The sequence below is a fragment of the Pseudomonas sp. LTGT-11-2Z genome, assembly GCF_003691445.1.
Taxonomy (GTDB): Bacteria; Pseudomonadota; Gammaproteobacteria; order Pseudomonadales; family Pseudomonadaceae; genus Aquipseudomonas; species Aquipseudomonas monteilii.
In genome coordinates this window covers 3,142,369-3,154,481 of sequence record NZ_CP033104.1, presented here as the reverse complement: position 1 = coordinate 3,154,481, position 12,113 = coordinate 3,142,369, and the positions used below count along the sequence as shown (strand labels likewise).

Here is a 12,113-nt window from a genome sequence, read left to right as displayed (position 1 = left end):
CAGACGGCCTCTGCATGGCGTTGCGCCAACAGGGTGAGGTCGGGTTGAACTTTGCGGCGGTTGACGTTTCCACCGCATACACGCCAAGTCCAAGGAATGACCTGCCAACCCTGGAGGCAAACATGGCACGACATATCATCCATTTCACCGGGCCTATCAACTCGTCAACCTGCGGCAACCTGGTCAATACCTGTTCACGGGCGTTGCAGCAGGGGGCCGAGGTACTGCAACTGAACATCGCCACCATGGGGGGCGAGTGCAGCTACGGGTTTACCCTGTACAACTTCCTGCGGGCGTTACCGATCCAGGTGCAGACGCACAACCTGGGCACGGTGGAGTCCATGGGTAATATTCTGTTCCTGGCCGGGGAGCGGCGTACGGCATGCAGTTACAGCAAGTTCCTGTTCCACCCGTTTCATTGGACCTTGCATGGCTCGGTGGACCATTCACGGATGGCCGAGTACGCCATGAGTCTGGATTACGATTTGCGCTTGTATGCGCAGATCGTCGCCGAACGCACCAAAGGCGCCGCTGAGGTACTGGATGTGCCGCGGTATCTGATGGCCTATCCGCGCATATTGGGGCCACGGGAGGCGCTGGAGAACGGGATGATCCATGCCATTGATGAAATGCCGATCGACGTGGATGCGGTTCAGTGGAGTGTTCACGCTTGACGGTGAAAGGCCGGCAGCTTTGCCGCGCAAACATTTTGCCCGTAACAGTTTCGTGCCGCTCGTCACCTGCGGGCAAAACGATTGAGCAGACCTTGCAATTGGCGGCTCGGAATTAGGGCATGGTACTGGCCATGCAACCCGCCAATTCCTCGCAAGGAGTAATGACATGGCACAGGATCAAGCGCAAACCGGCCAACGTGGTGGCACCAAGGAAACCAACCCAGGCAACTTCGCCAACGACAGGGAGCGCGCCTCCCGCGCCGGGCAAAAGGGAGGGCAGGCTTCTGGCGGCAATTTTGCCAATGACCGCCAGCGGGCATCGGAAGCGGGCCGCAAAGGGGGGCAAAATAGCCACGGGCGCAGCCGCAGCCAGTGACTGAACATCCCCACCGTAGGGTTAAGGGTTCTAATTGTTCGACATTTTTTTGAATTATCTGGCCATGCCCGGATCAATCAGGTTGTCATCCATGGAGAAGAGGAGGCCCCCTGCGATGCCTAGCCCACAACTGTACATCATCGATTACCAACTGCATGGCCAGCCGCGCAGTTTCATCATTCGTCTGGAGCGGTTGGACAATGCCGAGGCCTGGCATTGGGCAAGTTGCGATGCGGGCATCGGCATCATTCCCAAGTTCGGGCGCGAAAAAATCCGGAAGATCAGCCGGCCCATGGCCGAGCGCTACGGGATTACCGAAGTGACCTGGCGAATTTCGGGGAGCAAGCCGAACCAGTCGGCGGTGGATCCGGCGGCAATGCGTTGATGCCACACCTGAAGCTGCCGGCCACTTCGCGGTTGAACCCGTGAAGTGGCCGGCGAGGTCAAACCATCACTCCGGCTGCTTCAACACCAAGGTCAGGATGTCATAGCTGGCCACCAGCTCCCCCAGTTGGTTAGTGACTTCTACATCCCACGCCACCACACCCTGCGGCTGGCCCAGCGGGCTGGTCTTGCCTTGGTCGATTTTGCGCTTGCAGGTCAAACGCGCCTGGATGGTGTCGCCAATGCCCACCGGGTTGATGAAACGCAGGGTATCCAGGCCATAGTTGGCCAACACCGGCCCGGCACCCGGCGACACGAACAGGCCGGCTGCCGCCGACAGCACGAAGTAGCCATGGGCAATGCGCTTGCCAAACTGCGATTCCTTGGCTGCGATTTCGTCGAAATGCATGTAGAAGTGGTCACCCGACAGGCAGCCGAAATTGACCAGGTCGGCTTCGGTCACCGTGCGGCGGTGGGTCAGCAGCGACTCGCCAATGCGCAGCTGCTGGAAGTAGCGGCGGAACGGGTGCACTTCGGTTTCGATCACTTCGCCACCGCGCACGTATTCGCCGGTGACTGCCGTGAGCATGCTCGGCGAACCCTGGACAGCGGCACGCTGCAGGTAGTGCTTGACCGCACGCAGGCCACCCAGCTCTTCACCACCACCGGCCCGGCCAGGGCCGCCGTGCTTGAGTTGCGGCAATGGCGAGCCATGGCCGGTGGACTCCTTCGCGGCCTCGCTGTCGAGCACCAGCAGGCGGCCATGCCAGGCAGCCGCCACCGGAATGGCCTTGGCAGCCACGCTACGGTCGGCGGTGACCAGGGTTGCCACCAGGCTGCCTTTGCCCCGCGCGGCCAGCGCCAAGGCTTCGTCAAGGTCATCGTAGGCCATCAGCGTGCTGACCGGGCCGAACGCTTCGATGTCGTGAGCGCCGCCTTCGGCGTGCGGGTCGCGGGCTTGCAGCAGGGTCGGGGCGAAGAACGCCCCTTCAGCCACACCCTCGCCGCGCGGGGCAAAGCCATCGCTGGCGCCGAACAGCTGGTCACAGCTTTGCAGCAGGCTGCGTACCCGCTCGGCCACGTCGTGCTGCTGGTCGTGGGAGGCCAGGGCACCCATGCGCACGCCTTCCAGCGAGGGGTCGCCAACCACGACTTTGCTCAGGCGCTCGCGCAAGCGTGTGGCAACGGCATCGATGTGCCTGGCCGGCACAATGGCCCGGCGGATGGCCGTGCATTTCTGCCCGGCCTTGGTGGTCATTTCACGCACCACCTCCTTGATATACAGATCGAACTCTTCGCTGTCCGGGCTTACGTCCGGTCCGAGGATGGCACAGTTCAGCGAATCCGCCTCTGCGGTGAAAGGTACCGAATTACGTATCAGGTTCGGCGTGACGCGCAATTTGGCAGCGGTATCGGCGGAGCCGGTGAAGGTCACGACATCCTGACCTTGCAGGCGGTCGAGCAAGTCGCCTGTGCTGCCGATCACCAATTGCAGGCTACCTTCCGGCAGCAAGCCGGAGGCGTTCATCAGGCGCACCACGGCTTCGGTCAGGTAGCTGGTGGAGGTCGCAGGCTTGACGATACAAGGCATGCCGGCCAGGAAGGTCGGCGCGAATTTTTCCAGCATGCCCCAGATGGGGAAGTTGAACGCGTTGATGTGCACCGCAACGCCTGCACGCGGCACCAGGATGTGGCTGCCGGCGAAATGGCCTTGTTTGCCCAGCGCAATGGCAGGGCCTTCGTGCACCAGGTTACCCGACGGCAACTCACGGCTGCCAATGCCCGCGTACGAGAACAACGTGGCGTTACCACCCTCGATGTCGATCCAGCTGTCGGCACGGGTAGCGCCGCTGTGGTGCGACAAGGCGTAAAGCTGTTCCTTGCGTTCGGCCAGGTACAAGGCCAGGGCTTTGAGGCGCTGGGCGCGCTGCTGGAAGTCCATGGCCATCAAGCTGGCAAGGCCACGGGCTCGTGCGTAGTCCACGGCTTCGGCGAAGTCCGGGCGCTCTTCATGGCTGTAGGCAAGCACGTGGCCGTCGAGGGCACTGCGCAGGGCCTGAGCGCCATGCTGGCCCAGCCAACGGCCGGCAATGAAGCTTTGCAGGGTAGGGGCGGCAGACATGCTGTTCTCCATGCTGTTCAAATGTAGGGGCGCGCTGTTACCACAGCGCCAGGGTGTAGCCGATGATCAAACGGTTCTCGTCCACAGCATTGGTCAGGCCATTGCCGGAACGGAAAGTGACATTGCGCCAGCGCAGGCTCACGTCTTTGAACGGGCCACTCTGGATGACGTAGGTGATGTCGGTGTCGCGTTCGCGCTCGCGGCCATTGCTGACGGTGGCGGTTTCGGCGTGGCGGCCGTCGGTGTAGCGGGTCATGAAACTCAGGCCGGGGATGCCCATCGCCACAAAGTCGTAGTCATAGCGCACTTGCCATGAGTCCAGCCCGGCACGGGTGAAGGTGTTGTAGGTGACCAGGTTGACCGTGAACGGGTCGCCGCCGTTGACGAACGGGAAGGCGCTGTCGCCGGACATCTGCTGCCAGGTGGCGGTGAACTTGTGCGCCCGTACGCCGAGCGTGAACATGGCGTTGAAGTTGCGGTTGTCGATGTTGCCGGCACGCTCGGCGCCATCGTTGCGGCTGTCGAAGTAGCGCAGGTCGCTGCGCAGGCTCACACCTTCGCTCAACGGACGGGTATCGATCAGGCCCACGAACTGCTGGCGGTAGATGTCTTCGAGTTTGGCGTAGTAGTAGCTGACGCTGGTTTGCGGGGTGATGGCATAGCTGCCACCGCCGAAGTCCAGGTGGTCGCTGGTAGCAGCGCCATAGCCGATGTCGTCCCGGCCCGAGGAATCGCGCAGGTTGGCCTTGGTCAGGCGGCCGGCGTTGAAGGTGAAGCCATCAAGGTCCTGGCTGGTCAACAGGCCACCCTGGAAGGTGGACGCCAGCAGGCGGGTGTCGTTGTAGACCACCACCGGCAAGATGGGTTGCAGCGTGCCCAGGCGCAATGTGCTTTTGGACACGCGCACCTTGCCGGTCAGGCCCAGTTCGCTGTAGTCATCGACCGGTTCATGGCTGTTTGGTCCAAAGGGCAGCAAGCCGGTGTTGCGGCGGTCGCGACTGGAGTCGAGCTTGATACCCAGCTGGCCCATGGCATCGACGCCAAAACCGACCGGGCCTTCGGTGAAGCCCGACTCAAGCTTGGCGGTAAAGCCCTGGCCCCATTCCTCGGCCTTGGCCTGCGGGGCATTGTTTTGGCGGAAGTCGCGGTTGATGTAGTGGTTACGCAGCTCCAGCCGTGCGTGGCTGTCGCTGATGAAGTCTGCCATCGCTGGCAATGGCAATGCGAGGGTGGCCAGCCAGGCAGCTGACATGAAGTGCGTGCGGTTCATTGTTGTTGTTTTACCCGACATGATTGTTCGTCCTTGAAGTCAGTGCTTGCTGGCGCCGGCGGCGCCGATACCGGTCATGGAGCGGATGAACTGGGCCAGGTAGCGGCCGCGCTCTTCAGTGGCACGCTCAGAGCTGTCGGTGACCGAGAACACCCAGGCGCTGAGGAACGCCAGGCTCATGGAGAACAGCGCCGGGTTGCTGTAAGGGAACAATGCTTTTTCGTTGTGCAGCACGTTGACCCACACCGCCGGGCCAAGCACCACCAGCAGCACTGCCGTAACCAGGCCAGCCATGCTGCCGCATACCGCGCCACGGGTGGTCAGCCCCTTCCAGAACATCGAGAGCAGCAGCACCGGGAAATTCACCGAGGCAGCCACTGCCAGTACCAGGCCGGAGAGGAAGGCGATGTTCTGCGACTCGAACAGCAGGCCGAGGATCACTGCCAGCAGGCCTATCAGCAGGGTGGCGATACGCGACACACGCATTTCTTCCTGCTCGGTGGCCTTGCCTTGACGGAACACGCAGGCGTACAGATCGTGGGACACGGCCGATGCGCCAGACAGCGCCAGGCCGGCAACCACGGCCAGGATGGTGGCGAAGGCCACGGCAGAGATGAAACCAAGGAATAGGTTGCCGCCCACGGCCTGGGCCAGATGCACGGCGACCATGTTGCCGCCGCCGATGATGGCGCCGGTGGCATCGCGGTAGGACGGCTCGGTGCCAACCATGACGATGGCGCCAAAGCCAATGACGATCAGCAGCAGGTAGAAGTAGCCGATGAAGCCGGTGGCATAGAACACGCTCTTGCGTGCTTCCTTGGCGTCGCTCACGGTGAAGAAGCGCATCAGGATATGCGGCAGGCCAGCGGTGCCGAACATCATGCCCAAGCCAAGGGAAATGGCATCAATCGGGTTGGACAGCAAGCCACCCGGGGCCATGATTGCCTGCCCCTTGGCATGCACGGCCACGGCGCTGGCGAACATGGCTTCGGTGCTGAAGCCGAAATGCTTGAGCACCATGAAGGCCATGAAGCTGGTGCCCGAAAGCAGCATGACTGCCTTGATGATCTGCACCCAGGTGGTGGCGAGCATACCGCCGAAGGTGACGTAGGCAACCATCAACACACCGACCAGCATGACCGCGTACAGGTAGCTGATGCCGAACAGCAGCTCGATCAGCTTGCCGGCGCCGACCATCTGCGCGACCAGATACATCAATGCGACGACCAAGGTGCCGAATGCCGATGTGAGGCGCACCGGCGTTTGTGCCAGGCGGTAGCTGACCACGTCGGCGAACGTGTACTTGCCCAGGTTACGCAGGCGCTCGGCGATCAGGAACAGGATGATCGGCCAGCCGGCCAGCACGCCAAGGGCATACAGCAGGCCGTCGTAGCCGTTCATGAACATCATGGCCGAGATGCCCAGGAAGGAAGCGGCACTGATCATGTCGCCGGCGATCGCCAGGCCGTTCTGCATGCCGGTCAGCCCCCCGCCGGCGGTATAGAAGTCGCTGGCCGAGCGGGTGCGCAGGGCAGCCCAGCGCGTGACCAGCAGGGTGAAGCAGACGAACACCATGAACATCGAGATGGCAGTCCAGTTCATTGTGCGCACTCCTGCTTGACCTTGTCGTTGAGCGGGTCGAGCACATTGTTGGCGCGGTGCACGTAGATGCCGGTCAGGGCGAAGGACAGCAGCACCATCAGCACACCTACCAGCATGCCCACGGTGGTCACGCCGCCGCTGAGGGACTGGCCGAGGGTGCTGGGCGAGAACGCAACCAGCAGGACGAAGCCGTAGTAGATCACCAGCATGGCCAGGGTCAGGCTGCCGTTGAGGCGGCGTTTGCGCCGTACCAGGTGCTGGAAGTCGGGGTGCTTGGCGATGCTTTCTATTCGTTCGGGTGTCATGGCAAGCGATCTCTTGGTGTTGTAATTGTTTTGTTGAGGTCACGCGGGTGTTGCGGTGTCGCTGATGGCCTCTTCGCGGGCGCGCCCGCGAAGCAGGCGACTCGGTCTCAGAGTTGGTCGAAATCGAGGACCACTTTGTCGCTCACCGGGTAGGTCTGGCACGACAGCACATACCCGGCCGCCACTTCGTAGTCTTCCAGTGCGTGGTTGCTGTCCATTTCCACTTCGCCTTCGATCACCCGGCACTTGCAGGTAGAGCACACGCCGGCCTTGCAGGAGTAGGGCAGCTCGGCGCCGATGGCATTGCCGGCGTCCAGCACGTTCTGGGTGTTGCGTGGCAAGTCGAAGGTGAGCGCGCGTCCGTCGCTGATCACGGTGATGTGGCTGAGCGCCGCGTCCACCTGGCGCGCTGCTTCGCGGGCTTCGCGTCGTGCTTCGTTACCGGCAGCGGCGAACAGCTCGAAATGGATGCGCTCCTTGCCCAGGCCGTTGGCCTGCAAGCTGTCGCGTACGGTCTCGGTCATCGCCTGGGGGCCGCAGATGAAGGCCGCGTCCAGGCCTGGAACGTCCAGCCAGCGCGAAAACAGCTGGCCGCACTTGTCAGCGTCGATGCGACCGTTGTACAGGTCGACATCCTGCTGCTCGCGGCTGAATACGAAAATCAGGTTCAGGCGGTCGAGGTACCGGTTTTTCAGGTCTTCGAGCTTGTCGCGGAACAGCGCGCCAGAGCTGGAGCGGTTGCCGTACAGCAAGGTGAAGCGGCTGTGTGGCTCGCTGGCCAGGGTGGTGCCAATGATCGACAGGATGGGGGTTATGCCGCTGCCGGCGGCCACGCCCAGGTAATTACCCTGGCGGGCAGGGTCCAGCGGTACGAAGAAGCTGCCCGATGGCGGCATCACGTCCAGTTGCTGGCCAACTTTGAGCCTATCATTGGCAAACGCCGAGAAACGCCCGCCGGGCACGCGCTTTACGGCCACGCGCAGCTCACCGTCCTGGACGGCGCTGCAGATGGAGTAGGAACGGCGCACTTCTTCGTTGTCCAGCTGGGTACGCACGACCAGGTACTGCCCCTGGGTGAAACGGAACTGCGCTTGCAAGTGCTCGGGCACGTCGAAGGCAATCGACACCGCGTCACGGGTCTCGTTGCGCACTTGCTTGATGGTCAGGCTGTGAAACTGGCTCATGGCGTTCTCCACGGCTCAAATGCATTTGAAATAGTCGAACGGCTCCAGGCACTCGCGGCAGCGGTACAGCGCCTTGCACGCGGTGGAGCCGAACTGGCTGAGCAATTCGGTATGGGCGCTGCCGCATTGTGGGCAGCACACTTGGGGCACTTCGCCGAGCAGGCTGCGCTTGCTGGCGCTGCCTTGAGGCGGCGCGATGCCGTAAGCCCGCAGGCGCTCGCGGCCCAGTTCGCTGATCCAGTCAGTGCTCCATGCCGGGGTCAGCCGGCGTTCAAGGTCTGGCGCGGCAAAACCGGCCTGTTCCAGCGCCTGGCGGATATCACCTTCGATCACCTCGGTGGCCGGGCAACCGGAGTAGGTCGGGGTAACCACCAGGTGCAGGTGGCCGGCGCGCCAGTCGAGGTCGCGAACGATTCCCAGGTCGACCACGCTGACCACGGGCACTTCCGGGTCCATGACCTGGCCAAGCACCGCCCATGCCCGGGCCAGGTCGTCACCTTGCAGCGCCCGCGCACCCCGGTCGCCGGCAATCAGCTCACCAGGTTGCATCGGGGTAGGCCCTTGGCAGGAACTGCATTTCGGCCAGCAGCAGGCCCAGGTGTTCGGTGTGCAAGCCTTTGCGACCGTCCAGGTAGAAGTGGCTGGCAGCCTTTGGCAGAGGCAGTTCGACCGAGGCGAAGGTTTCGCTTACCTGCTTGAGCCAGGCAGCACCCACGGCACCGGGGTCGGCAGCGATACCCGCTTTGGCGAGCTGTCCTTCATTGTCGCTGCCAGCCGTCAGCTCGACCGTGAAACGCCACAGTGACGCAATGGCGGCAAGTATGCGCTGGCGGCTCTCTGCGGTGCCGCCACCCAAGCGCTGTACCCACTTGCTGGAACGGCGCAGGTGGTAGGTGACTTCTTTCAATGCCTTGGCGGCGATACCGGCGATACGTTCATCGCTGGAGCCAGCTAACCCCTGCAGCACGGCGAAGTGCCAGGCGTCGTAGAGGAACTGCTTGGTCATGGTCACGGCGTAATCGCCGTTAGGTTGCTCGACCAGCAGCAGGTTGCGGTAGGCTCGCTCGTCACGGCGGAAGGCCAGGGCATCGGCGTCGCGGCCGTCATCCAGCAGCTCGGCGGCGTACTCCAGCCAATTGCGCGCTTGGCCTACCAGATCGAGGCCGACGTTCATCAGGGCCAGTTCTTCTTCGATGGCCGGGGCATGGCCACACCACTCGCAAAGGCGCTGGCCTTGTACCAGGGTACTGTCGCCAAGCAACAGCAGGTAGGGGATAAGGGCTTCGTTGTGCATGGCCAACCTCACATGTGTCCGACTTCGTCGGGCAGTTCGTAGAAGCTGGCATGGCGGTAGACCTTGTCGTCCGAAGGGGCGAACAGCGGGTCTTTCTCGTCGGGGGACGACGCGGTGATCAGCGCCGAGGGCACCACCCACAGGCTGACGCCTTCGCTGCGGCGGGTGTACAGCTCGCGGGCGTTCTCGATGGCCATGGCGGCATCGGCGGCGTGGACGCTGCCGACGTGCTTGTGGTTAAGGCCGTGCTTGCTGCGCACGAACACTTCGTAGAGGGTCCAGACAGACATTTTCGATCTCCGCATCAATCGCCGCTCAGGCGGCGTTCTTGTTCTGTTGCTTGCGCGCGTAGGCCTCGGCGGCCTCGCGTACCCAGGCACCGTCCTCGATGGCCTTGCGCCGGGTGGCGACACGTTCCTGGTTGCACGGGCCATTGCCCTTGATCACTTCGTAGAACTCGTCCCACTGGATTTCGCCAAAGTCGTAGTGACCGCGTTCGGCGTTCCACTTCAGCTCGGGGTCGGGGGCAGTGCAGCCGAGCAGTTCGAGCTGCGGCACGGTCTGGTCGATGAAGCGCTGGCGCAGCTCATCGTTGGTCTGACGCTTGATTTTCCAGGCCATGGACTGGGCGCTGTTGGGGGAATGTTCGTCGCTGGGGCCGAACATCATCAGCGAGGGCCACCACAGGCGGTTGATGGCGTCCTGCACCATGTCGCGCTGGGCCTGTGTACCGTGGCGCATCATGGTCAGGAGGATTTCGTAGCCCTGGCGCTGATGGAAGCTTTCTTCCTTGCAGATACGGATCATCGCGCGGGAGTAGGGGCCGTAGGAGGTGCGCTGCAAGACCACCTGGTTGACGATGGCGGCGCCATCCACCAGCCAGCCCACGGCACCCATGTCGGCCCAGCTGAGCGTGGGGTAGTTGAAGATGCTCGAATACTTGGCCTTGCCGCTGTGCAGCTTGGCGATTTCTTCGTCGCGATCGGCGCCCAGGGTTTCCATGGCGCTGTACAGGTAGAGGCCGTGGCCGGCTTCGTCCTGGATCTTGGCCATCAGTTGCAGCTTGCGCTTGAGGCTGGGGGCGCGGGTGACCCAGTTGCCTTCGGGCAACATGCCGACGATTTCCGAATGGGCGTGCTGGGAGATCTGCCGGATCAAGGTCTGGCGGTAGGCCTCGGGCATCCAGTTCTTGGCTTCGATCTTGATTTCAGCGTCGATCTTTTCCTGGAAGTTGCGCTCCTCGGGCGACATCTCTTCCAGCGACTTGACGCGCTTGACTCCGGTTTCCACTAGCTGTGCGTACATGTGCTGCGACTCCTGCTAAGGCATGAGTCATTTGTAAGCGATACAAAACATAACGTCAAACTGTTTCTTGTGTATCAAATAAGATTTGTGTATCGCTTTCAGGCCTCTTCGCGGGCAAACCCGCCACAGGGATCGCGCAGCCCCTGTCAGGGCGTGCAACACGCAAAAAAAAGCCCCGGACTGAGCCGGGGCCGAAAAGGCAGCCGAATGAATCAGCTGGCCAACCGTTTATCAAACACGTGGCAGGCCTTCCCCTCTGAGCGCTTAAGCGTGCCACAAGGCTGCAGGTACACCTGGGTGCTGATGCCAATGTAGGTCTTGATCTGCTTGCTCAGCTCACCGACCACCTGCTTGCGCTGGCCTTCATCGAGGTGCTGGCACTCCCCGCGCAACTCCACGTGCACCTCGACACTGTCCAGGTTTCCATTACGATACAGATGAATCTCATAAAGCTCTGATAGTTGTTTTATTTTAAGTACCTGCTCCTCGATTTGGGTCGGGAACACGTTGACCCCGCGAATGATCAGCATGTCGTCGCTGCGACCGGTAATCTTGCCGATCCGCCGCATAGGGCGAGCGGTGCCTGGTAGCAGGCGGGTGAGGTCGCGGGTGCGGTAGCGCACCATCGGCAACGCCTCTTTGCTAAGCGAGGTGAACACCAGCTCGCCGAGCTGGCCGTCTGGCAGCACTGCGCCGGTGACCGGGTCGATGATCTCGGGGTAGAAGTGGTCTTCCCAGATGGTCGGGCCGTCCTTGGTTTCGATGCACTCCATCGCCACCCCAGGGCCCATGATTTCCGACAGGCCATAGATGTCGAGGGCATTGATGCCCAGTCGCCCTTCGATCGAGCGGCGCAGCTCGTCGGTCCAGGGTTCAGCACCGAAAATGCCCAGCCGCAGCTTGAGGTCGTGCGGGTCGATGCCCTGGCGCTCGATCTCGTCAGCCAGGTTGAGCATGTAGGAGGGGGTGACCATGATGATGTCAGGCTGGAAGTCGCGAATCAGCTGCACCTGCTTCTCGGTCTGGCCGCCGGACATCGGGATTACCGTACAGCCCAGGCGCTCGGCGCCCTAATGCGCGCCAAGGCCGCCCGTGAAAAGCCCATAGCCGTAAGAAACGTGCACCTTGTCACCTTTACGCCCTCCGGCCGCGCGGATCGAGCGGGCGACCACATTGGCCCAGGTGTCGATGTCATTCTGCGTATAGCCAACCACTGTCGGCTTGCCTGTAGTGCCGCTTGAGGCGTGCAGGCGCACCACCTCTTCCTGAGGCACGGCAAACATTCCGTAGGGGTAGTTGTCACGCAGGTCGTTCTTGCCGGTGAAGGGGAACTTTGCCAGGTCTTCAAGGCTTTTGAGGTCGTCGGGGTGGGCGCCGCATTCGGCAAAGCGCTTGCGGTACAGCGGCACATTGTCGTAGGCGTGCTGCAGGCTCCAGCGCAGCCGCTCCAGCTGGTGCTGACGCAGGGCATCGACGCTGGCGGTTTCCATCGGGTCCAGCAGGGCACGATCGGCATCATGGTACATGTTCATGGCTTCACTCGAATTGTTCTTGTACGCCGCGCGGGACCGGTTGCAGGCCGCGCGGTGAGTGTCAT

11 protein-coding genes and 2 pseudogenes are annotated in these 12,113 nt (G+C 62.3%); 3 read left to right on the top strand and 10 right to left on the bottom strand.

All coding sequences use genetic code 11. From position 1 onward, the window contains the following. Positions 1 to 122 precede the first annotated feature (122 nt). From D8767_RS14720 to D8767_RS14710, 3 genes are all read left to right on the top strand, one after another. Positions 123 to 674: an ATP-dependent Clp protease proteolytic subunit gene (locus D8767_RS14720; RefSeq protein WP_016715227.1), complete on the top strand. Its 552-nt coding sequence runs from the start codon at positions 123 to 125 to the stop codon at positions 672 to 674. 166 nt (positions 675 to 840) lie between these two features. Next, positions 841 to 1,050 (top strand): general stress protein, encoded by a 210-nt coding sequence (locus D8767_RS14715; protein WP_016715226.1) that lies wholly within the window; start codon positions 841 to 843, stop codon positions 1,048 to 1,050. A gap of 115 nt (positions 1,051 to 1,165) precedes the next feature. Further along, positions 1,166 to 1,435 (top strand): DUF6555 family protein, encoded by a 270-nt coding sequence (locus D8767_RS14710; protein WP_016715225.1) that lies wholly within the window; start codon positions 1,166 to 1,168, stop codon positions 1,433 to 1,435. Positions 1,436 to 1,501: 66 nt separating this feature from the next. Here the strand turns inward: D8767_RS14710 and paaZ are convergent, their stop codons facing one another. The 10 genes and pseudogenes from paaZ to paaK all read right to left on the bottom strand — a co-directional run bounded on the left by paaZ (position 1,502) and on the right by paaK (position 12,048). Then, positions 1,502 to 3,556 carry a phenylacetic acid degradation bifunctional protein PaaZ gene (gene paaZ, locus D8767_RS14705; RefSeq protein WP_016715224.1) on the bottom strand — a complete coding sequence of 685 codons (2,055 nt, stop codon included), beginning with the start codon at positions 3,554 to 3,556 and terminating at the stop codon, positions 1,502 to 1,504. Between the two features lie 37 nt (positions 3,557 to 3,593). After that, positions 3,594 to 4,826 carry an OprD family porin gene (locus D8767_RS14700; protein ID WP_016715223.1) on the bottom strand — a complete coding sequence of 411 codons (1,233 nt, stop codon included), beginning with the start codon at positions 4,824 to 4,826 and terminating at the stop codon, positions 3,594 to 3,596. A gap of 39 nt (positions 4,827 to 4,865) precedes the next feature. Then, a pseudogene (locus D8767_RS14695) lies at positions 4,866 to 6,434 on the bottom strand (cation acetate symporter); the annotation flags it as partial. After that, complete coding sequence (locus D8767_RS14690) at positions 6,425 to 6,733, bottom strand: DUF485 domain-containing protein (RefSeq protein WP_016715221.1); 309 nt, start codon at positions 6,731 to 6,733, stop codon at positions 6,425 to 6,427. The gene D8767_RS14690 and the pseudogene D8767_RS14695, both read right to left, overlap by 10 nt. Positions 6,734 to 6,840: 107 nt before the next feature. Further along, positions 6,841 to 7,917 carry a 1,2-phenylacetyl-CoA epoxidase subunit PaaE gene (gene paaE, locus D8767_RS14685; RefSeq protein ID WP_016715220.1) on the bottom strand — a complete coding sequence of 359 codons (1,077 nt, stop codon included), beginning with the start codon at positions 7,915 to 7,917 and terminating at the stop codon, positions 6,841 to 6,843. 15 nt (positions 7,918 to 7,932) lie between these two features. Beyond that, entirely contained in the window at positions 7,933 to 8,466 is a 534-nt protein-coding gene (paaD, locus tag D8767_RS14680; protein ID WP_016715219.1) for a 1,2-phenylacetyl-CoA epoxidase subunit PaaD, read from the bottom strand. Next, positions 8,453 to 9,211, bottom strand: a complete 759-nt coding sequence (gene paaC, locus D8767_RS14675; protein ID WP_016715218.1) for a 1,2-phenylacetyl-CoA epoxidase subunit PaaC — start codon at positions 9,209 to 9,211, stop codon at positions 8,453 to 8,455. The genes paaD and paaC overlap by 14 nt, the downstream gene beginning before the upstream one ends. Before the next feature lie 8 nt (positions 9,212 to 9,219). Beyond that, on the bottom strand, positions 9,220 to 9,501 hold the full coding sequence (gene paaB / locus D8767_RS14670; RefSeq protein ID WP_004374528.1) for a 1,2-phenylacetyl-CoA epoxidase subunit PaaB: 282 nt from the start codon (positions 9,499 to 9,501) through the stop codon (positions 9,220 to 9,222). 25 nt (positions 9,502 to 9,526) lie between these two features. Then, positions 9,527 to 10,516, bottom strand: a complete 990-nt coding sequence (gene paaA, locus D8767_RS14665; RefSeq protein ID WP_016715217.1) for a 1,2-phenylacetyl-CoA epoxidase subunit PaaA — start codon at positions 10,514 to 10,516, stop codon at positions 9,527 to 9,529. 212 nt (positions 10,517 to 10,728) lie between these two features. Next, positions 10,729 to 12,048 (bottom strand): annotated as a pseudogene (gene paaK, locus D8767_RS14660) (phenylacetate--CoA ligase PaaK). Positions 12,049 to 12,113 lie beyond the last annotated feature (65 nt).

Coding starts and splice junctions, on each gene's coding strand:
- D8767_RS14720 (WP_016715227.1), top strand. CDS start 123: ATGGCACGACATATCATCCATTTCACCGGGCCTATCAACTCGTCAACC.
- D8767_RS14715 (WP_016715226.1), top strand. CDS start 841: ATGGCACAGGATCAAGCGCAAACCGGCCAACGTGGTGGCACCAAGGAA.
- D8767_RS14710 (WP_016715225.1), top strand. CDS start 1,166: ATGCCTAGCCCACAACTGTACATCATCGATTACCAACTGCATGGCCAG.
- paaZ (WP_016715224.1), bottom strand. CDS start 3,556: ATGTCTGCCGCCCCTACCCTGCAAAGCTTCATTGCCGGCCGTTGGCTG.
- D8767_RS14700 (WP_016715223.1), bottom strand. CDS start 4,826: ATGAACCGCACGCACTTCATGTCAGCTGCCTGGCTGGCCACCCTCGCA.
- D8767_RS14690 (WP_016715221.1), bottom strand. CDS start 6,733: ATGACACCCGAACGAATAGAAAGCATCGCCAAGCACCCCGACTTCCAG.
- paaE (WP_016715220.1), bottom strand. CDS start 7,917: ATGAGCCAGTTTCACAGCCTGACCATCAAGCAAGTGCGCAACGAGACC.
- paaD (WP_016715219.1), bottom strand. CDS start 8,466: ATGCAACCTGGTGAGCTGATTGCCGGCGACCGGGGTGCGCGGGCGCTG.
- paaC (WP_016715218.1), bottom strand. CDS start 9,211: ATGCACAACGAAGCCCTTATCCCCTACCTGCTGTTGCTTGGCGACAGT.
- paaB (WP_004374528.1), bottom strand. CDS start 9,501: ATGTCTGTCTGGACCCTCTACGAAGTGTTCGTGCGCAGCAAGCACGGC.
- paaA (WP_016715217.1), bottom strand. CDS start 10,516: ATGTACGCACAGCTAGTGGAAACCGGAGTCAAGCGCGTCAAGTCGCTG.